We start from the raw sequence: 19,639 nt of genomic DNA, 5'->3' as shown, positions 1-19,639 counted from the left end.
CTATTCCTCCACTGGCGTGCCGGCACCGGCACCGTCGTTCGCATCATTTTCGCCGCCGTTACCTGCATTTTCGGCGCTTTTGGCTGCATTATCGCCACCACTTTCGGCAGCATCGTCGCTCTCGACGACCTTCTCCAGGCCGGCGAGCTTCTCGCCCGGATCGAGCGCGATCAGCGTCACGCCTTGGGTGGCACGGCCGAGTTCGCGGATCTCGCTTACGCGCGTGCGGATCAGCACGCCGCCGGTAGTGATCAGCATGATCTCGTCGCTGTCCTGCACGAGGCGCGCGGCGACGACCTTGCCGTTGCGCTCGCTGGCGGCGATGGCGATCACCCCCTGCGTACCGCGGCCGGCGTGGCGGAACTCGGACAAGGCCGTGCGCTTGCCGTAGCCGTTCTCGGTGGCGACCAGCACCGTCTGCTGCTCGTTCTCGGCGACCAGGAGCGAGAGCACCTGCTGCCCCTCGCCGAGCTTCATTCCGCGCACGCCGCGCGCCGCGCGCCCCATCGGGCGCACGTCCTCCTCGTCGAACCAGGCCGCCTTGCCGGCGTCGGAGACGAGGATGATGTCGTGGCTGCCGCCGGTGATCTCGGCGCCGATCAGGAAGTCACCCTCGTCGAGGACGACGGCGATGATGCCGGCCTTGCGCGGGTTGGAGAAGTCGGACAGGGGCGTCTTCTTGACCGTGCCCTGCGCGGTGGCCATGAACACGTAGCGGTCGTCGGCAAATTCCTTGACCGGCAGGATCGCATTGATCTTCTCGCCCTCCTCGAGCGGGAAGAGATTGATGATCGGCTTGCCGCGGCTCTGCCGCCCGCCCTGCGGCGCCTCATAGACCTTGAGCCAGTACACGCGTCCACGGTTGGAGAAGCACAGGATGTAGTCGTGCGTGTTGGCGACAAAAAGGTGGTCGACGAAATCGTCTTCCTTGATCTGCGCCGCCTGCTTGCCGCGACCACCGCGCCGCTGCGCGCTGTAGTCGGCGAGCGGCTGCGCCTTGATGTAGCCCGCATGCGACAGCGTCACCACCATGTCGGTCGGCGTGATGAAGTCCTCGATGCCGAGGTCCTGCGTGTGCAGGACGATCTCGGAGCGGCGCTTGTCACCGAACTGCGCGCGGATCGCGGTGAGTTCCTCACCGATGATCTCGGTGATGCGCTCGGGGCGTGCCAGGATGTCCATCAGGTCGGCGATGGTTTCCAGCAGATCGGCGAAGTCGGCGACGATCTTGTCGCGTTCGAGACCGGTCAGGCGCTGCAGCCTTAGTTCGAGGATCGCCTGCGCCTGCGCTTCGGAGAGCAGGTAGCCGCTCGCCGACAGGCCGTACTCGATGGCGAGCCCTTCCGGACGCGTCGCGTCGAGCGTCGCGCGCTGGAGCATCTGCGCCACCGTCGGCGAAGTCCACAGCTTGCCCATCAGCCCGCGCCGCGCGTCGGCCGGAGTCGGCGAGGCCTTGATCAGCGCGATGATCTCGTCGACGTTGTCGAGCGCGACGGCGAGGCCCTCCTGGATGTGCGCGCGCTCGCGCGCCTTCCTGAGCTCGAACACCGTGCGCCGGGTGATCACCTCGCGCCGGTGCGTCAGGAAGCAGTCGAGCATCTGCTTGAGATTGAGGAGGCGCGGCTGGCCATCGACCAGTGCCACCATGTTCATGCCGAAGGTGTCCTGCAGCTGCGTCTGCTTGTACAGGTTGTTGAGCACGATGTCCGGCAGTTCGCCGCGCTTCAGCTCGATGACGACGCGCATCCCGGACTTGTCCGACTCGTCGCGCAGGTCGGAAATGCCGTCGATCTTCTTCTCGTTGACGAGTTCGGCGATCTTCTCGACCAGGCTCTTCTTGTTCACCTGGTAGGGCAGCTCGTCGATGATGATCGCCTGGCGGTCGTTGCTGCCCTTGATCGGCTCGAAGTGGGTGCGGCCGCGCATGAGCACGCGACCGCGGCCGGTGCGGTAGCCCTCGCGCACGCCGGCGACGCCGTAGATGATGCCCGCGGTCGGGAAGTCCGGCGCCGGGATGATCTCGATCAGTTCGTCGACCGTCATGTGCGGGTTGGCGAGCAGCGCGAGGCAGGCGTCGACGACTTCGTTCAGGTTGTGCGGCGGGATGTTGGTCGCCATGCCGACCGCAATCCCCGACGAACCGTTGATCAGGAGGTTCGGGATCTTCGCCGGCAGGATCAGCGGCTCCTGTTCCGAGCCATCGTAATTCGGCCCGAAGTCGACCGTATCCTTGTCGATGTCGGCCAGCAGTTCGTGGCCGATCCTGGCCATGCGCACTTCGGTATAACGCATCGCCGCGGCGCTGTCGCCGTCGACCGAGCCGAAGTTGCCCTGCCCCTGCACCAGCATGTAGCGCAAGGAAAAGTCCTGCGCCATGCGCACGATAGTGTCATAGACCGCGGTGTCGCCGTGCGGGTGGTACTTACCGATGACGTCACCGACGATGCGCGCCGACTTCTTGTAGGGCTTGTTCCAGTCGTTGGAAAGCTCGTGCATCGCGTAGAGCACACGCCGATGCACCGGCTTCAGTCCGTCGCGTGCGTCGGGCAAGGCACGACCGACGATGACGCTCATCGCGTAGTCGAGATACGACCGGCGCATCTCCTCTTCGAGGCTGACGGGAAGCGTTTCCTTGGCGAATGATTCCATCTTCTATCCGGTGAAAGCGGGGCTTTGGCAGGGTGCCGTCCAGCTCGGTAAAGCTTCCGATTCTACCATGCCCGCCGTGCCGGGCGTGGCGAGCGCCTGCCCGGCACGGCGCGAGGGAAGCGCGCCAGCGCCCGCAGCGGCAGGCAGCGTTGGGCCGTGCGCGTATTTGGGTGTACTATCGGGAAGGGGTCGGCGCGCCGATCGTCATCCCCGTGTAACATCGCTGCAACATAATGGCGTGCTGCCAGTTCAGCCACTAACGGTCCTCCTGCCCATGCCTACGCACACCCTCTCCGAGCGCCACGCCGCGCTGCAACTCCCCCCGGAACACTTCCTCAACCGCGAACTCGGGCTGCTCGCGTTCAACCGGCGCGTGCTGGCGCAGGCGCAGGACCCGCGCCATCCGCTGCTCGAACGACTGCGCTTCCTGTGCATCGTCAGCAGCAACCTGGACGAGTTCTTCGAGATCCGCGTTGCCGGACTCAAGGAACAGATCAAGCTCGGCTCGCAGGCGATCACCACCGACGGCCTGTCGGCGCAGGAAAACCTGCTGCGCGTCAGCGCCGAAGCGCGCGCCCTGATCGAGACGCAGTACGCGCTGTTCAACCAGGAAATCCTGCCTGCGCTCGACGCCGAAGGCATCCGCTTCCTGCGCCGCTCGGACTGGAACGAGCCGCAGCGCGAGTGGATCCGCGGCTTCTTCCTGCGCGAGGTGATGCCGGTACTGACGCCGATCGGACTCGACCCCTCGCACCCCTTCCCGCGCGTCCTCAACAAGAGCCTCAACTTCGCCATCGAACTCGAAGGCAAGGACGCCTTCGGGCGCAGTTCCGACGCCGCCATCGTGCAGGCGCCGCGCGTGCTGCCGCGCGTGATCCTGCTGCCGCGCGAGCTGTGCGACTGCCCCTATGCCTTCGTCTTCCTCTCCTCGGTCCTGCACGAGTTCGTCGGCGAACTGTTCTCCGGGATGAACGTGCTCGGCTGCTACCAGTTCCGCGTCACGCGCAACAGCGACCTCTTCGTCGACGAGGAAGAAGTGAAGAACCTGCGCACGACGATCCAGGGCGAACTGCCGCAGCGGCACTTCGGCGACGCGGTCCGCCTCGAAGTCGCCGACAACTGCTCGCCGGCGATGGCCGACTTCCTGCTCGCGCAGTTCAACCTCTCGGAGAACGACCTCTACCGCGTCGCCGGTCCGGTCAATCTCGTGCGCGTGATGCAGGTGCCCGACCGGGTTGCGCGCGACGACCTGAAATTCCCCTCCTTCAAGCCGGGGACGCCGAAGGCGCTGGCCAGGAGCAACTGCGACATCTTCGACAGCGTCCGCGCCGGCGACATCCTGCTGCACCATCCCTACCAGAGCTTCACGCCGGTGATCGACCTGCTCGATCGCGCGGCCACCGACCCGCAGGTGGTCGCGATCAAGATGACCGTCTATCGCACCGGCACCGATTCGGTGCTGATGCAGTCGCTGATCCGCGCCGCGCAGAACGGCAAGGAAGTCACCGTCGTCGTCGAGCTGATGGCGCGCTTCGACGAGGAGGCGAACATCGGCTGGGCAACCAAGCTCGAGGAAGTCGGCGCGCACGTGGTCTATGGCGTCGTCGGCTACAAGACCCACGCCAAGATGCTGATGGTCGTGCGCCGCGAACAGGTGAACGACGCCGGCAGCGGCGGCAGCCTGCTGCGGCGCTACGTGCATCTCGGCACCGGCAACTACCACCCGCGCACGGCGCGCATGTACACCGACTTCGGGCTGCTCACCTGCAACGAGGAGATCGGCAACGACGTCAGCGAGGTGTTCAAGCAGCTCACCGGCCTCGGCCGCGCGCAGACCTTGACGCACCTGTGGCAGGCACCGTTCACGCTGCAGTCGAACATCATCGCCGCGATCCGCGCCGAAGCCGAGGCCGCGCGCGCCGGGCAGAAGGCGCGCATCATCGCCAAGATGAACTCGCTGCTCGAACCGGAAACGATCGCCGCGCTCTACGAGGCCTCGCAGGCCGGCGTCAGGATCGACCTCATCGTGCGCGGCGTGTGCGCCCTGCGCCCGGGTGTTCCGGGACTCTCGGACAACATCCGCGTGCGCTCGATCATCGGCCGCTTCCTCGAACACCACCGCGTCTTCTGCTTCCACGCCGGCGGCGAGGAAAAGGTCTATCTGTCGTCGGCCGACTGGATGGACCGCAACTTCTTCCGTCGCATCGAGCTCGCCTTCCCGATCCTCGATCGCAAGCTGAAGCGCCGCGTCATCGTCGAGGGCCTGCAGACCTACCTGCGCGACAACCAGGGCGCCTGGGAGATGGACGGCGACGGCGGCTACCACCGCCGCAGCGGGCGCGGCCAGCCGCGCTCGGCACAGCGCGAGCTGAGCGAGCTGCTGCAACCCTAGACCCGGCGAAAGGCGGCAGCCCGTTCGCGGCTGCCGCCGCTCCCACGCGCTCCCTGGTCCGCGCGGGATGTGCTGAACCGGCGCTCAGGCGCGGCGGGCGTCGACGACGCCCGACACCTCGCGGATCGTCGCCAGGGTGCGCTTCAAGTGATCGATGTCGCTGATCTCGACCGTGAAACTCATGCGCGCGGCACCCTGCCGCGACAGCGTGTTGACCGCGGTGACGTTGATCTTCTCGCGCGAGAAGACTTCGGAAACATCGCGCAGCAGGCCCTGGCGGTCGTTGGCCTCGACCACGACATCGACGGCGAAGACGCCGCCACCGCCGATCCCCCACGCCGTCTCGATCAGGCGCTCCGGATGGCGCAGCGACATGTTGGCGACGTTCGAGCAGTCGGCGCGGTGGATCGACACCCCCTTGCCGCGCGTGACGAAGCCGATGATCGCGTCGGGCGGCGCCGGCTTGCAGCAGCCGGCCAGCGAGGTCATCAGCTTGTCGACACCGACGATCAGGATGCCCGAGTCGCCCTCCTTCGCCTTCGGCTTCTTCAGCGGCGCCGCCATTTCCGGCGCCGCTTCCGTCGCCGCAGGCTGGGCCGCTGCGCCGCCACGCGCGGCGACCTGCAGCGCGCGCGGGCCGATCTCGCCGCGTGCGAAGGCGATCAGCATCTGCTCGCTGCCGGCCAGCCCGAGCCGTCCGGCCATGTCGTCGAGGTTGGCGTTGGTCAGGCCGATGCGCTGCAGTTCGCGCATGACCAGGGTGCGCCCCTCGGCCAGCGACTCGTCGTGCGCGAGGCCGGCAAACCACTGGCGCACCTTGGCGCGCGCGCGCGGCGTGCCGAGGTAATGCTGCGCCGGATTAAGCCAGTCGCGCGAGGGTCCGCCCTGCTTGGCGGCGATGATCTCGACGCGCTGGCCGTTCTGCAGCGGCGTGTTGAGCGTCACCAGCGCGCCGTTGACGCGCGCGCCACGGCAGCGGTGGCCGAGATCGGTATGCACGCGGTAGGCGAAGTCGATCGGCGTCGCGCCGCGCGGCAAGGGCACCACGCGTCCCTGCGGCGTCAGTACGTAGATCGTCTCGTCGAGTTCGGCCTGCTTGTAGCGCTGCACCCAGTCCGCAGAGTCGGCGACTTCGTCCTTCCACTGCAGCAACTGGCGCAGGAGCGCGATCTTCTCGTCGTAGTCCTCGCCGCCGGCGGGCTTGCTGCCCTCCTTGTAACGCCAGTGCGCGGCGACGCCGAGTTCGGCGTGGCGGTGCATCTCGCGCGTGCGGATCTGCACCTCCAGGCTGCGCCCGTCCCGGCAGCGCACCGCGGTATGCAGCGAACGGTAATAGTTGCCCTTGGGGTGCGAGATGTAGTCGTCGAACTCCTTGGGGATCGGCGTCCACAGGTTGTGGGCGATGCCGAGCACCGTGTAGCAGTCCTTCACCTCGTCGACGATGACGCGGAGCGCCCTGACGTCATGGACCTCGGAAAACTCGACGCCCTTCTTGCGCATCTTGTTCCAGATGCTGTAGATGTGCTTCGGTCGCCCGTAGATCTCGACATCATGAACGCCGGCGTTGGCCAGTTCCTCACGCAGGCGTGCGATGGCGTCGGTGATGAACTGCTCGCGCTCGATCCGCTTCTCGTCGAGCTGGGTGGCGATCTTCCTGTAGATGTCGGGATGCAGGAAACGGAAGGAGAGGTCCTCGAGTTCCCACTTCAGTTCCCAGACGCCGAGCCGGTTGGCGAGCGGCGAATACAGTTCGAGCGTCTCGCGCGCGACCGTGACGCGCAGTTCGGCCGGATTCGCCGCGTAGTAGCGCAGCGTCTGCGTGCGCGAAGCGAGGCGCAGGAGGACGACGCGGATGTCCTCGACCATCGCCAGCAGCATCTTGCGCAGCACCTCGATCTGCGCCTTGGCCTCGTTCGGGTCCTCGCCGGCGTCGCGCAGGAAGCCGCGCGCGATCGGGCGCAGGCGGGTCAGGCGGGTGATGCCGGCGACGAGTTGCGCAACCGGGCGACCGAAGCGCGCCGCGATCTGCTCCTCGGCCGCCACTTCTCCCTCCTTGCCCTCCCCGCCCATCAGGCCCGGATAAGCGAACAGCAGGGCGGCGATGCGCGAATCGACGTCGAGGCGTAGCCCGGCGACGATCAGCGCCATGCCGAGGGCGTGCGACCAGACGCTCTCGTGGGTACCGAGCGCCTCGTTGCCATAGGACGAACGCGCAAACTCGACCGCCTCGCGCAGGCGCGCCGCCTCGTCGGCCGTGAGGCCATGACTCAGGGTGGCGATGGATTCTTCGGGGTCGCTGAGCGCGGCTAGGGAATGGACGACTGAAACCATGACAAGGATTATCCCCGATCCGCTGGCGCATGTGGGAGAGTTTGGCGCAGCGGTGAATCGGGGATAATTCGCTTTTTCGGCCGGACAAGGAAATCATGATCGGAAAACTGCTCGGACGGACGCTCGGGCGCGTCTTCGGACGGGTAACCGGCGAGCGCCCGCAGATCCCGGACGAGCTCTGGCAGGCGACCCTCGCCGGCCTGCCCTTCCTCGACGCGCTCGACGACGATGAAAAGTGCCGCCTGCGCGCGCTGTGCCAGGAGTTCCTCGGCGAGAAAGAGTTTTCCAGCGCCGGCGGGCTGGAACTCGACGACGCGATGTGCGTCTCGATCGCCGCCCAGGGCTGCCTGCCGATCCTCAACCTTGGCCTGCGTGCCTACGCGGGCTGGGTCGGCATCGTCGTCTACCCCGACGAGTTCGTCATCCCGCGCAGCGTCGAGGACGAGTTCGGGGTCGTGCACGAATACGACGAGATCGCCTCCGGCGAAGCCTGGGCCGGCGGCCCGCTCTTGATCTCCTGGAGCGACGCGCAGATGGCCGGCGCCGGCTACAACGTGGTCATCCACGAATTCGCGCACAAGCTCGACATGTGCAACGGCGAGGCCGACGGCATCCCGCCCCTGCCGCGCACGATCAGCCGCACGCAGTGGGAGGAGACGTTGTTCGACGCCTGGGAGGACTTCTGCGCCGAGGTCGATGCCGCCGAGGAAGCCTGCGCGGCAGCAGGAGCGCCGGAAGACGCCGCAGACGACTTCTGCCTGCCCTCGGGACTCGATCCCTATGGCGCCGAGAGCCCCGCCGAATTCTTCGCGGTGATGAGCGAATCCTTCTTCGAGACGCCAACGCTCCTGCAGGCGCGTTTTCCCGAGCTGTACGCGCTGCTCACCGCCTTCTACCGGCAGGATCCGGCGACACGCAAGCACGCCTGAGCGCCGGGGAACTCGCTGCGCGCGTGCCGGTCGCATTCCACGGCGGTCGGTGATTCCGTCAGCACACGCGGCGGCATCCCGGAAGCCTTGGGCAGGCACTCTCTCGGGGAGCGGGCATGGAACTGGGAATGATCGGACAGGGGAGGATGGGCGCCAACATGGCGTTGCGTCTGCGGCGCGGCGGTCACCGGGTGCTCGGCCTCGATCCCGACGCGGCGGCGCGCGAACGCGCGCAGGCGGGCGGCGTCGAGGTCGCGGGTTCGCCCGCGGAACTCCTCGCCGGACTGCAGGAAGCGCCGCGCGTCCTCTGGCTGATGCTGCCGGCGGCGCTCGTCGACCGGCAGATCGCCGAACTCGTTCCGCATCTGCGGGCCGGCGACATCGTCATCGACGGCGGCAACTCCTGCCATCAAGACGACATCCGGCGCGCTGCAGAGCTGCAGGCGGCAGGCATCCACTACCTCGACGTCGGCACCAGCGGCGGCGTCGCCGGGCTCGAACGCGGCTATTGCCTGATGATCGGCGGCGAGTCCGCAATCGTCGACCGGCTGGCACCGATCTTCGCGACCCTCGCGCCCGGCGTCGATGCGGCGCCGGCGACCCCGGGGCGGCGCCGCGACAGCGCCACCGAGGGCTGGCTGCACTGCGGTCCGCACGGTGCCGGTCACTTCGTCAAGATGGTGCATAACGGCATCGAGTACGGGCTGATGGCCGCCTACGCCGAGGGACTCAACCTGCTGCGCCACGCCGATGCCGGGCTGCACCAGCACGCAGCCGACGCCGAGACGACGCCGCTGCGCCACCCCGAGCACTACCGCTACCAGTTCGACCTGCCGGCGATCGCCGAGCTGTGGCGGCGCGGCAGCGTGATCGGCTCGTGGCTGCTCGACCTCACCGCCGCGGCGCTGGCCGCCGACGCCGAGCTTGCCGGCTTCCCGGACAGCGTCGCCGATTCCGGCGAGGGCAGGTGGACGCTGGCCGCTGCCATCGACACGGGGGTGCCCGTTCCAGTCTTGAGCGCGGCGCTCTACCAGCGCTTCAGTTCGCGTGGCAACGCAGCCTTCGCCGACCGCGTGCTGTCGGCGATGCGCCGGCAGTTCGGCGGCCACGGCGCGCCCAAGCCTCCCGGAGAAGAGCAATGAGCCGGCCTCCCCAAGGCCTTCCTGGCCCTCCGGGACCTGCCGCCGACGCCTTCGTCTTCTTCGGCGCCACCGGCGACCTCGCCTTCAACAAGATCTTTCCCGCGCTGCAGGCACTGGTCAGGCGTGGACGACTCGAGGTTCCGGTGATCGGCGTCGGCCGTTCCGGCTGGAATCTGGAGCAGTTCCGCGAGCGAGCGCGCCAGAGCCTGGCAGCGCACGGCAGTTTCGACGCTTCTGCCTTCGACCGGCTTGCCGCGCTGCTCCGCTACGTCGATGGCGACTACCGTGACGAGGCGACCTTCGCCCGCCTGCGCCAGGCGCTCGGCGACGCCAAGCGCCCGCTGCACTACCTGGCCATCCCGCCGTCGATGTTCGTCCCGGTCGCGCGCGGGCTGCACCGGTGCGAGTGCACGCGCGACGCGCGCCTGATCGTCGAGAAGCCCTTCGGCCGCGACCTGGCCTCGGCACGCGAACTGAACGCGACGCTGCTCGAATTCTTTCCCGAGTCGGCGATCTACCGCATCGACCATTTCCTCGGCAAGGAGGCGATCCAGAACCTGCTCTACTTCCGCTTCGCCAATGCCTTCCTCGAACCGATCTGGAACCGCAACCACGTCGCCAGCGTCGAGATCACGCTGGCCGAGCACGCCGGCGTGCAGGGGCGCGGCCGCTTCTACGAGGAAGTCGGCGCCTTGCGCGACGTCGTGCAGAACCACCTGCTGCAGGTGCTCGCGCTGCTGGCGATGGACGCGCCGGTCGCCGGCGACGCCGACTCGCTGCGCGACGAGAAGGCCCGCCTGCTGCGCGCGATCCGCCCGCCGACGGCCGCCGACGTGGTACGCGGCCAGTACCTGGGCTACCGCGCCGAAGCCGGGGTGGCACCCGACTCGCAGGTCGAGACCTATGTCGCGCTGCGCCTCTCGATCGACAGCTGGCGCTGGGCAGGCGTGCCCTTCTTCCTGCGCGCCGGCAAGCGCATGGCGGTGAGCGCGAACGAGGTACGCGTGCAGCTGAAGCCGCCGCCGCAGCGGATCTTCGACGAGATCGGCAGTTGCGAGGCCAACGACTTCCGCTTCCGTCTGAGCCCCGACGTGCGCATCTCGGCCGGCGCGCGGCACAAGCTGCCCGGCGAGGCGATGGTCGGCGAGAAGGTGGACCTGCTCGTCCGCCCGCGCTGGAGCGACGAGATGAGCCCCTACGAGCGCCTGCTCGGCGACGCCCTGCGCGGCGAGACCGCGCTGTTCACGCGCTACGACGCGGTCGACGAATCCTGGCGGATCGTCGAGCCGCTGCTCGGCAACTGTGCGCCGATCCACGACTACGCGCCGGGGAGCTGGGGGCCGCGTGAAGCCGATCGACTGCTCGCGGGAATCTGTGCCTGGCACGACCCGCTGCCCGAGGAAGCTGCGTGAGCGAGTTGTCGCAGAACTTGCGCTGGCACCCCTGCCCCGACCAAGGGGCGCTCCAGGAAGCCGCGCGGGACTTCATCCTCGCCGCAGCCGGCAGTGCCATCGCCGGACGCGACGAATTCCACCTCGTCCTCGCCGGCGGCAACACGCCGCGCGCCATCTACGCGAGCCTGTGCAGCGCGCCGACCGACTGGTCGAAGTGGCACGTCTATTTCGGCGACGAGCGCTGCCTGCCGGCGGACGACGCCGGGCGCAACTCGCGCATGGCGGGCGCGGCCTGGCTCGATCGGGTGCCGATCCCGGCCGCTCAGGTGCACGCGATCCCCGGCGAACTCGGCGCCGCAGCCGCAGCCGAGGCCTGCGCGCGCGCGCTCGCCGCCGTCGGCGACTTCGACCTCGTGCTGCTCGGACTCGGCGAGGACGGGCACACGGCCAGCCTGTTTCCGGGCAAGGCATGGGGCGAACGGGAAGGGTCGCCCGACGCGCTGGCCATCCACGACGCGCCGAAACCGCCACCCGAGCGCGTGTCGCTCTCCGCCGCCCGCCTCTCGCGCACCCGCGCGATGCTCTTCATCGTCAGCGGCGAGGAAAAACGCGCGGCAGTCGATGCCTGGCGCGCGGGCGCGAGGCTTCCGGTGAGCGTGCTGCGGGGGGCGACGCCAATCGAGGTACTGGTCGAGGCCCGGCTGCTGCCGCAGGGCGCAGGCTGAAGCCGCCCCGTGAACATTTCCCTTCGCTTTCTGGCGGGCTTCGCCAGAGCTTCGCCAAGCCCGAACGGAGAGGAATGAATCGAGCTTGAAAGCTCTTTTCAGCCACGAAAAACACGAAAGCCACAAATTGAATAATGATTTCGTGTTTTTCGTGCATTTCGTGCCTATCTGAGCTTGCGCCGCGGCACCGACTCCGGCTCAGGAGACTGAATAGCGTTCGAGCCAGTGCGCGTAGGGTGCCGGCAGCACCCACGACGTGCGCTCGATGCCGAGCTGGCGTGCCGCATGGAACGGCCAGTGCGGATTGGCCAGATGCGCGCGTCCGACCATCACCAGATCGAGCTGGCCGTCCCTGACCGTGCGCTCGGCGAGTTCCGGCGTGTCGATCCCCCAAGCCGAGGCGACCGGCAGACCGGCCTCGCGGCGCACGCGTTCGGCGACCGGCGCGAGGAAGGCCGGTGCCCACGGGATGTTCGCCGCCGGGGTCGAGAAACCGACGCTGACGCTCAAGAGGTCGAGCCCTTCGCGCTTGAACCTGCGCGCGAGCTCGATCGATTCGGCGAGGGTTTCCTCGTCGCGCCCGTCGTATTCGATGACGCCGAAGCGCGCCGTCAGCGGCAGGTGCTCGGGCCAGACCTGGCGCACCGCGGCCAGCGTCTCCAGCAGGAAGCGGCTGCGCTTCTCGAAGCTGCCGCCCCAGGCATCGTTGCGCTGGTTGGCATGCACCGAGAAGAAGCTCTGCCCGAGGTAACCATGGGCGAAGTGCAGTTCGAGCCACTCGAAACCCGCGTCGCGCGCGCGCTTGGCGGCAGCAACGAAATCCGCGCGCACGCGGGCGATGTCGTCCGCCGTCATCGCCTTCGGCTCGCGCGGCAGGTTGGCGCCGAAGGCGATCGCCGACGGCGAGAGGGTCTGCCAGGCGCGCGCATCGTTGGCGGCGATATGGTCGTCGCCTTCCCAGGGGCGGTTGGCGTTGGCCTTGCGCCCGGCGTGACCGATCTGGATCCCGGGGACGGCACCGGCGGCCTTGATCGCGGCGGCCACCGGCGCCAGGGCTTGCGCCTGCTCGTCGTTCCAAAGTCCGAGGCAGGCCGGGGTGATGCGGCCTTCCGGAGCAACCGCGGTCGCCTCGACGATGACGAGACCGGCACCACCGCGTGCAAGCGCCGCGTAGTGGACACGGTGCCAGTCGTTGATCAGGCCGTCGCTGGCCTGGTACTGGCACATCGGCGGGATGGCGATGCGGTTGCGCAGCGTGACGTCCTTGAGCTTGAAGGGTGAGAACAATGCCGACATCGGTCAGAACTCCATGCGGAAAATCCGGGAAAGCGGGTGAAGGTGGGAAATTCGCTCAGCAGGCGGCGTAGCGGCGCACATCGAGCGTGCTGAGCGCTTGCGAGCGCGCCACCGCATCCAGCAGGTGCGGCGTCTGCAGGTGGGCGTCGATCGCCGCATCGTCGGCCCATTCCTCGACGAAGGTGAAGTCGGTCGGGTCGGCCGCGTTGTGCAGCAACTCGTAGCGCAGGCAGCCAGCCTCCTTGCGCGTCGGTTCGAGCAGGCCCTGCAGGATCGGGCGCAGTTGCGCGACGGTGTCGGGACGGGCGGTGAAGCGGGCGACGATATGAACGGTCATGGGTGAATCTCCTTACAGGTTAACGTGAAGCGTGGAACAATTTCGTGAAACATCGTCCGACCTGATCTGCCGATGCCGTCGCGATCGGCAGCCCGTCAGTTGGCGAGGCCGCAAAACTGGAAGAACGAACTGGATTGCCGCGGCGCTACGCGCCTCGCAATGACGGCAGCGAATGGCTGCGTTTCATGCGGAGGGGTGGCACGACTCGCCATGAAGCGTGGGCTTGCGCGGCTGCCGCCGCTCCCACTGCGCACGCAGCCGCTGGTGGGAGGGCCGGCAGGCCCGAACGGGGGCTGTTTCAGCTTAAAGGCAGGCTTCGAGCACGCGGCGGCTGAGCGCCAGATCCATGTCGCGGCGCTCGCCGAGCGCGGTCATGCCGTGCGCTTCGAGTTGCGCGATGAGGCGCGGAACGGCATCGGCACCGATGCCGTAGTCGCCGAAGCGGGTCTTCACCCCGACCGATTCGAAGAAGGCGCGCGTACGCGCGATGGCGGCGTCGATGCGCTCGTCGTCGCTGCCCGAGTCGATCTGCCAGACGCGCGCGGCGTACTGCAGGAGCTTGTCGCGCTTGGCCGCGCGGCGCTGGTCGAGCAAGGCAGGCAGGACGATCGCCAGCGTCTGCGCGTGATCGAGACCGAACATCGCGGTGATCTCGTGGCCGATCATGTGCGTCGCCCAGTCCTGCGGCACGCCGGCGCCGATCAGTCCGTTGAGCGCCTGCGTGGCAGCCCACATCAGGTTGGCGCGGACCTCGTAATCGTCGGGTTTGGCCAGCGCCAGCGGGCCGATCTCGACCAGCGTCTGCAGCAGGCCTTCGGCGTAGCGGTCCTGCACCGGCGCGCCCACCGGATAGGTGAGGTACTGCTCCATCACATGCACGAAGGCATCGACGACGCCGTTGGCGACCTGGCGCTCCGGCAGCGTGTAGGTTCTGGTCGGGTCGAGCACCGAGAAGCGCGGGAAGACGTGCTTGCTGCCGAAGGACAGCTTGGCCTGCAGCGACTTGCGGCTGATCACCGAGAAGCTGTTCATCTCCGACCCGGTCGCCGGCAGCGTCAGCACGCAGCCGAAGGGCAAGGCGCTCTTGATCTTCGCGCCGTAGGTTTCGAGGATCTCCCACGGATCGCCCGCGTAATCGACCGCGGCAGCGACGAACTTGGTGCCATCGATCACCGAGCCGCCGCCGACCGCGAGCAGGAAGTCGAGCTTCTCGCGGCGGATCTGTTCGACCGCCTGCATCAGCGTCTCGTAGCTCGGGTTCGCCTCGATGCCGGCAAAGCGCTGCACGGTCCGCTGGCCGAGCGCGGCCTCGACCTCGGCCAGCGTGCCGTTGCGCTCGGCGCTGCCGCCGCCGTAGAGCACCAGCACGCGCGCGTCGGCGGGAACGAGCTTGGCCAGGCGGGCGATGCTGCCCTTGCCGAAGACGATCTGCGTCGGGTTGTAATACTCGAAATTCAGCATGCGGATTCCTTTCGTGAATACGGTGGTGAGGTCGGGACGCCGCCCGGCAGGCGGAAGAGCGGACGGTCGATGGTAGTGCATCCTTCTGCCGCCGCGGAAGCCTGCCTTGCCATGAACTGCGCCAACCGTCCTCCGACCGCGGCACGGCCGCCGGGTTCATCGTGATCCGCGTTCGTGGCGCTGGCAATAGGCGGGAACACTGGCGGACAATAGCCGCATGCAAGATTTCCTCCACACCCTCTCGCTCGCTTCGCCGCTGTTCCTGCTGATCCTGGTCGGCTTCGCGCTGATGCGCGTGATGAAGTGGCCGCGCTCGATGTCGGACAACCTGACGCAGTTCCTGTTCACGATCGCGCTGCCGGCGATGCTGTTCCGCATGATGAGCGATTTCTCGCAGCTGCCGCCGGTCGACGCGCGCCTCCTGCTCGCCTTCTTCGGCAGCTGCCTGATCGTCTTCGTCATCGGCCGCCTGATCGCGTGGAAGGCCTTCGCCCTCGACGGCGTCAGCCAGTCGGTGTTCGCGCTCGGCGGCGTCTTCTCGAACAACGTGCTGCTCGGCATCCCGCTGGCCAAGGTGACGCTCGGCGACGCCGCGCTGCCCGCGGTCGCGCTGGTCCTCGTCTTCAACTCGCTGATCCTGTGGACCCTGGTCACCGTCTCGGTCGAGTGGGCGCGGCACGGCGAGTTTTCGCTGCGCGGCTTCGCGCGCACCGCGCGCTCGGTGATCACCAACCCGATCGTCGCCTCGATCGTCTCCGGCAGCCTGTTCGGGCTCACCGGCATCGGCGTTCCCATGATCATCGACGTGCCGCTGCGCATGCTCGGCCAGTCGGCCGCCCCGATCGCGCTGGTCGCGCTCGGGATGGGACTCGCCGAATACGGAATCCGCGAAGGCTGGCGGATCAGCGCGACGATCAGCGGCATCAAGCTGCTGCTGCAGCCCTTGATCGTCTGGCTGCTGGCGAGAGCCCTCGGGCTGCCGCCGCTGGAGACCCAGGTCGTCGTCCTGCTCGCTTCGCTCGCGGTCGGCGCCAACGTCTACCTGATGTCGCGCCAGTTCAAGGCGCTCGAAGGCCCGGTCGCCGGCAGCCTGGTCATGTCGACCGCACTGGCGGCGCTGACGACCCCCCTGGTGCTGGCGCTGACGCGGTGATCACCCCTTACCCTCAGGCCACGGCGTGAGCACCTCGACGCCGTCCGCGGTGACTGCGACCATGTGCTCCCACTGCGCGGAGAGCGAGCCGTCCCTGGTGACGACCGTCCACCGGTCGGAGAGCAGGCGGATGTCGGCCTTCCCGGCATTGATCATCGGCTCGATGGTGAACACCATTCCCGGCTTGAGCTTCAGACCCGAGCCCGGCCGTCCGAAGTGATAGACCTGCGGCTTGTCGTGATAGACCTTGCCGATGCCATGGCCGCAGTACTCGCGCACAACGCTGAATCCCGCCTGTTCGGCGACGCTCTGGATGGCGTGGCCGACGTCACCCAGCGTCGCCCCGGGCCGCACGGCGCGGATTCCTGCCTCCAGCGCTGCGTGGGTCGTGTGCACCAGGCATCTCGCCAGCGGGCTGGATTCGCCGACGAAGTACATGCGACTCGTGTCGCCGTACCAGCCGTCCTTGACGACGGCCACGTCGATGTTGAGGATGTCGCCGTCGCGCAGTTCGCGCCCGTCCGGAATCCCGTGGCAGACGACCTCGTTCAAGGAGGTGCAGATCGTCTTCGGATAGCCCCGGTAGCCGACGTTCGCCGGAACCGCCTGCAGCACATCGACGATGTAGTCATGGCAGATGCGGTCAAGCTGCTCGGTGGTCACGCCCGGCCTCACGTGTTCGGCAATCATTCCCAGGACCTCGGCAGCCAGCCTGCCGGAACGCCGTGCCATGTCGATCTCGGACTCGGACTTCGTAGTCACCCGCTTGAAGAAGATCATGCCGCCTTTACCGCTGCTCGAAATGGGAATGCTGGCGACGACCGCTGACGGTCGCTACCCGACCTTGTATCGTACCAAGACTCGCCGTGCAGCGCCTAGCCATCGCGGCCGGCGCAGGGCAAGCGAAAAGCGCCCGCTTCAGCATGTTGTGAACAGCACCTCTGCGCACCATTGCTCCTGACAGCTTATCGCTCGCAGAGCTTGCTGCGTGCGCTTGCCCGGTCTCCCCGGGCTGTCTCCGAGGCACGACGGCCGTTTTGCTGCGATCATTGCAGCTGAGACCTTCATTACCAACCAGGATGAATCGATGACCGAGATTTCCATGGGGCCGGCCGCGGCTCCGACAAGCAAGCCGCTGGCCTTGCGCATGATGCCGATGCCGGCCGACCTCAACCCGGCCGGAGACGTCTTTGGCGGCTGGATCATGGCGATGGTCGACGTTGCAGGCGGAATCTGCGCCCTGCGCCGGGCGCGCTCACGGGTGGTGACGGTGTCCGTCAATTCCTTCGTGTTCAAGCAGCCGGTCTCGGTCGGCGATTCGGTGAGTTTCTACGCCGAAGTCGTGGCCGTCGGCAGGACGTCGATCACCGTTGACGTCGAGGTCTTCGCCGAGCGCAATCCTAAGAACCCGGTGATCGTGAAGGTGACCGAAGCTCGTCTGACCTACGTCGCCATCGACGCCAGCGGCAACAAGCGTCAGGTCCCGAAGGAAACCCCGGCCAGCCCCCCCTTGCCTGCCTGCGGCCCCTCGCCGGACAAGGAAATCGCGCTTCAGGTCATGCCGATGCCGAGCGACATCAACCCGGCCGGCGACGTGTTCGGCGGCTGGATCATGTCGATGGTGGATATCGCCGGCGCGATTCCGGCGATCCGGCAGACCAAGTCGAAGGTATCCACGGTCGCGGTGAACTCCTTCGTCTTCAAGCAGCCGATTGCGGTGGGAGATCTCGTCACTTTCTACGCCGGAATCAGCTCGGTCGGCAACAGTTCGGTCACGGTCGACGTCGAAGTGTTTGCCGAGCGCCACCCCGAAAATCCGGAGATCGTGAAGGTGACCGAGGCCAGGCTGACCTTCGTCGCGCTCGACATCTTCCGCACCCGGCAGCTCAAGACGAAGTAAGGCGAAGTGAGGCGCGACCGCCAGGACCTGCAGCCGTCGATCGCCGCGCCGGTCGCAGGAAAGCGCGCAGGACTCAAGCCGCGAGCAGGAAATCCCGCAGCACTGCGATCTGCTCGTCGGCGAAGAACATCGGCGCGTGGCCGACGCCGGGGACTTCGACGGTGCGCGCGCAGGGACCGCGCCGCGCCATTTCGGCGAGGGTTTCACGGCTCAGGATGTCGGAGCTAGCGCCGCGGATCGCCAGCGTCGGGCAGCGGATTCGCTCGTAGATGGGCCACAGGTCGATGTCGCCGCCGGCGGCCTGCACGCGGAAGTTGTCGCCGATACGCGGGTCGTAGCGCATGAGCCAGCGTCCGTCCGCGGACCGATGGACGCTCGACTCGGCGAGCTGGCGCCAGCCGGCGTCGCCGAGATCGCCGAAGGGCGCGCAGACGACGCGCAGGTAGCGCTCGGCCTCGTCAATGCCGGCGAAATCGGGCGCCTTGCCGAGGTAATCGCCGACGCGGCCGAGGCCTGCGGCGGCGACGAAGGGACCGACGTCGTTCAGGATCAGGCGTTCGATCGGCGAGTCGTCGAGGCTGGCGATGAGCATGCCGATCAGCCCGCCCATCGAGGTGCCGAGCCACTGCACCGAATCGACGTCGAGTCTTCCGATCAGCGTCATCATGTCGGCGACATACTGCGGCAGGTCGTAATGGCGCGGATCGCCGAGCCAGGCGCTGCGCCCGCGACCGACGACGTCTGGGCAGACGACGCGCCAGCCCTCTGCCGCCAGTCGTTCGGCGAGCGGGACGAAGTCGCGGCCGTTGCGCGTCAGGCCATGCACGCAGACGAGCGTGCGCGCGGCATCGCGCGGCCCGAATTCCAGGTAGGCCATGCGGTGCACGCCGGCCGGGGAGACGCAGCGCAGCTCGCGCTGGCGTGCATCAGCCGCTGCCGCCACTCCTCCTGCCCTGACCCCCATAGCCAACTCCATACCCGCCTCCCTGGTCGCGAATGTCATCGCGAGTTTAGCGTGAAACTGCGAAGTGCTGAAGCAAAAGTGCTGCCCGAATCAGCAGCTCATCGCGAGCCCGCAGGGCGTGGCGATCCAGTGCGTCAGGCTGTTATCGGTCGGCCATGGATGGCGGGCAAGGGCGAGGAGACGGAGGAACGAACTGGACTGCCACGGCGCTGCGCGCCTCGCAATGACGAAATGCCCTGCTCTGAACGACACGCGTCATCGCGAGCCCGAAGGGCGTGGTGATCCACACAACGCGTCATCGCGAGCCCGCAGGGCGTGGCGATCCAGTGCGTAAGGCTGATGTCGGTCGGCCATGGATGGCGGGCAAGGGCGAGGAGACGGAGGAACGAACTGGATTGCCACGGCGCTGCGCGCCTCGCAATGACGAAACGCCCTGCTCTGAACGAGAAGCATCATCGCGAGCCCGAAGGGCGTGGTGATCCACACAACGCGTCATCGCGAGCCCGCAGGGCGTGGCGATCCAGTGCGTAGGGCTCGCATCGGGTCCGCCGTGGATGTCGGGCAAGGGCGAGGAGACGGAGGAACGAACTGGACTGCCACGGCGCTGCGCGCCTCGCAATGACGAAATGCCCTGCTCTGAACGACACGCGTCATCGCGAGCCCGAAGGGCGTGGCGATCCACACAACGCGTCATCGCGAGCCCGCAGGGCGTGGCGATCCAGTGCGTAGGGCTCGCATCGGGTCCGCAGTGGATGGCGGGCAAGGGCGAGGAGACGGAGGAACGAACTGGATTGCCACGGCGCTGCGCGCCTCGCAATGACGAAACGCCCTGCTCTGAACGAGAAGCATCATCGCGAGCCCGAAGGGCGTGGTGATCCACACAACGCGTCATCGCGAGCCCGCAGGGCGTGGCGATCCAGTGCGTAGGGCTCGCATCGGGTCCGCCGTGGATGTCGGGCAAGGGCA

At 67.6% G+C, this 19,639-nt stretch carries 14 protein-coding genes and 1 pseudogene; 8 read left to right on the top strand and 7 right to left on the bottom strand.

Translation table 11 applies throughout. From position 1 onward, the window contains the following. The gene (gene gyrA / locus CCR84_RS15280) at positions 1 to 2,649 is read right to left on the bottom strand and encodes a DNA gyrase subunit A (RefSeq protein WP_201214119.1); all 2,649 of its coding nucleotides are present in this window, start codon (positions 2,647 to 2,649) and stop codon (positions 1 to 3) included. A gap of 274 nt (positions 2,650 to 2,923) precedes the next feature. On the opposite strand from gyrA, the gene ppk1 reads away from it, so the two are divergent. Continuing rightward, positions 2,924 to 5,041, top strand: a complete 2,118-nt coding sequence (ppk1, locus tag CCR84_RS15275; protein ID WP_201214116.1) for a polyphosphate kinase 1 — start codon at positions 2,924 to 2,926, stop codon at positions 5,039 to 5,041. An 84-nt stretch (positions 5,042 to 5,125) separates the two neighbouring features. Here ppk1 and CCR84_RS15270 read toward each other — a convergent pair whose 3' ends face one another. Beyond that, positions 5,126 to 7,372 carry a RelA/SpoT family protein gene (locus tag CCR84_RS15270; protein WP_201214108.1) on the bottom strand — a complete coding sequence of 749 codons (2,247 nt, stop codon included), beginning with the start codon at positions 7,370 to 7,372 and terminating at the stop codon, positions 5,126 to 5,128. Positions 7,373 to 7,467: 95 nt separating this feature from the next. On the opposite strand from CCR84_RS15270, the gene CCR84_RS15265 reads away from it, so the two are divergent. The 4 genes from CCR84_RS15265 (at position 7,468) to pgl (ending at position 11,562) form a co-directional block, all read left to right on the top strand. Next, positions 7,468 to 8,301 carry a M90 family metallopeptidase gene (locus tag CCR84_RS15265; RefSeq protein ID WP_201214105.1) on the top strand — a complete coding sequence of 278 codons (834 nt, stop codon included), beginning with the start codon at positions 7,468 to 7,470 and terminating at the stop codon, positions 8,299 to 8,301. Positions 8,302 to 8,417: 116 nt separating this feature from the next. Further along, the gene (gene gnd / locus CCR84_RS15260) at positions 8,418 to 9,443 is read left to right on the top strand and encodes a phosphogluconate dehydrogenase (NAD(+)-dependent, decarboxylating) (RefSeq protein WP_201214103.1); all 1,026 of its coding nucleotides are present in this window, start codon (positions 8,418 to 8,420) and stop codon (positions 9,441 to 9,443) included. Further along, a complete protein-coding gene (zwf, locus tag CCR84_RS15255; protein WP_201214101.1) occupies positions 9,440 to 10,855 on the top strand; it encodes a glucose-6-phosphate dehydrogenase in 1,416 nt (471 codons plus the stop codon). The genes gnd and zwf overlap by 4 nt, the downstream gene beginning before the upstream one ends. Next, positions 10,852 to 11,562, top strand: coding sequence for a 6-phosphogluconolactonase (pgl, locus tag CCR84_RS15250; protein WP_201214099.1), 711 nt, complete (start codon positions 10,852 to 10,854; stop codon positions 11,560 to 11,562). Before zwf ends, pgl begins: the two co-directional genes overlap by 4 nt. Positions 11,563 to 11,760: 198 nt before the next feature. On the opposite strand, the gene CCR84_RS15245 is transcribed toward pgl, so the two are convergent. The 3 genes from CCR84_RS15245 to CCR84_RS15235 form a co-directional block, all read right to left on the bottom strand. Continuing rightward, positions 11,761 to 12,858 carry an NADH:flavin oxidoreductase/NADH oxidase gene (locus CCR84_RS15245; protein WP_201214091.1) on the bottom strand — a complete coding sequence of 366 codons (1,098 nt, stop codon included), beginning with the start codon at positions 12,856 to 12,858 and terminating at the stop codon, positions 11,761 to 11,763. A gap of 55 nt (positions 12,859 to 12,913) precedes the next feature. Beyond that, positions 12,914 to 13,195, bottom strand: coding sequence for a putative quinol monooxygenase (locus CCR84_RS15240; protein ID WP_201214089.1), 282 nt, complete (start codon positions 13,193 to 13,195; stop codon positions 12,914 to 12,916). Positions 13,196 to 13,498: 303 nt separating this feature from the next. Further along, positions 13,499 to 14,656 (bottom strand): iron-containing alcohol dehydrogenase, encoded by a 1,158-nt coding sequence (locus tag CCR84_RS15235; RefSeq protein ID WP_201214088.1) that lies wholly within the window; start codon positions 14,654 to 14,656, stop codon positions 13,499 to 13,501. A 217-nt stretch (positions 14,657 to 14,873) separates the two neighbouring features. On the opposite strand from CCR84_RS15235, the gene CCR84_RS15230 reads away from it, so the two are divergent. Further along, a complete protein-coding gene (locus CCR84_RS15230; protein ID WP_201214087.1) occupies positions 14,874 to 15,809 on the top strand; it encodes an AEC family transporter in 936 nt (311 codons plus the stop codon). Here CCR84_RS15230 and map read toward each other — a convergent pair whose 3' ends face one another. Continuing rightward, positions 15,810 to 16,589 carry a type I methionyl aminopeptidase gene (gene map, locus CCR84_RS15225; RefSeq protein WP_201214086.1) on the bottom strand — a complete coding sequence of 260 codons (780 nt, stop codon included), beginning with the start codon at positions 16,587 to 16,589 and terminating at the stop codon, positions 15,810 to 15,812. A 322-nt stretch (positions 16,590 to 16,911) separates the two neighbouring features. Between map and CCR84_RS16840 the strand changes: the two are divergent. Continuing rightward, positions 16,912 to 17,301, top strand: a pseudogene (locus tag CCR84_RS16840) (acyl-CoA thioesterase); the annotation flags it as partial. 66 nt (positions 17,302 to 17,367) lie between these two features. Next, positions 17,368 to 17,709: an acyl-CoA thioesterase gene (locus CCR84_RS16640; RefSeq protein WP_242508781.1), complete on the top strand. Its 342-nt coding sequence runs from the start codon at positions 17,368 to 17,370 to the stop codon at positions 17,707 to 17,709. 73 nt (positions 17,710 to 17,782) lie between these two features. On the opposite strand, the gene CCR84_RS15215 is transcribed toward CCR84_RS16640, so the two are convergent. Next, positions 17,783 to 18,673: an alpha/beta fold hydrolase gene (locus CCR84_RS15215; RefSeq protein ID WP_242508767.1), complete on the bottom strand. Its 891-nt coding sequence runs from the start codon at positions 18,671 to 18,673 to the stop codon at positions 17,783 to 17,785. Between the last annotated feature and the right edge of the window lie 966 nt (positions 18,674 to 19,639).

This window comes from Rhodocyclus purpureus, from assembly GCF_016653115.1.
Classification (GTDB): Bacteria; Pseudomonadota; Gammaproteobacteria; order Burkholderiales; family Rhodocyclaceae; genus Rhodocyclus; species Rhodocyclus purpureus.
This window is presented reverse-complemented; position numbering and strand designations above follow the sequence as displayed.

Coding starts and splice junctions, on each gene's coding strand:
- gyrA (WP_201214119.1), bottom strand. CDS start 2,649: ATGGAATCATTCGCCAAGGAAACGCTTCCCGTCAGCCTCGAAGAGGAG.
- ppk1 (WP_201214116.1), top strand. CDS start 2,924: ATGCCTACGCACACCCTCTCCGAGCGCCACGCCGCGCTGCAACTCCCC.
- CCR84_RS15270 (WP_201214108.1), bottom strand. CDS start 7,372: ATGGTTTCAGTCGTCCATTCCCTAGCCGCGCTCAGCGACCCCGAAGAA.
- CCR84_RS15265 (WP_201214105.1), top strand. CDS start 7,468: ATGATCGGAAAACTGCTCGGACGGACGCTCGGGCGCGTCTTCGGACGG.
- gnd (WP_201214103.1), top strand. CDS start 8,418: ATGGAACTGGGAATGATCGGACAGGGGAGGATGGGCGCCAACATGGCG.
- zwf (WP_201214101.1), top strand. CDS start 9,440: ATGAGCCGGCCTCCCCAAGGCCTTCCTGGCCCTCCGGGACCTGCCGCC.
- CCR84_RS15245 (WP_201214091.1), bottom strand. CDS start 12,858: ATGTCGGCATTGTTCTCACCCTTCAAGCTCAAGGACGTCACGCTGCGC.
- CCR84_RS15240 (WP_201214089.1), bottom strand. CDS start 13,195: ATGACCGTTCATATCGTCGCCCGCTTCACCGCCCGTCCCGACACCGTC.
- CCR84_RS15235 (WP_201214088.1), bottom strand. CDS start 14,656: ATGCTGAATTTCGAGTATTACAACCCGACGCAGATCGTCTTCGGCAAG.
- CCR84_RS15230 (WP_201214087.1), top strand. CDS start 14,874: ATGCAAGATTTCCTCCACACCCTCTCGCTCGCTTCGCCGCTGTTCCTG.
- map (WP_201214086.1), bottom strand. CDS start 16,589: ATGATCTTCTTCAAGCGGGTGACTACGAAGTCCGAGTCCGAGATCGAC.
- CCR84_RS16640 (WP_242508781.1), top strand. CDS start 17,368: ATGCCGATGCCGAGCGACATCAACCCGGCCGGCGACGTGTTCGGCGGC.
- CCR84_RS15215 (WP_242508767.1), bottom strand. CDS start 18,673: ATGGGGGTCAGGGCAGGAGGAGTGGCGGCAGCGGCTGATGCACGCCAG.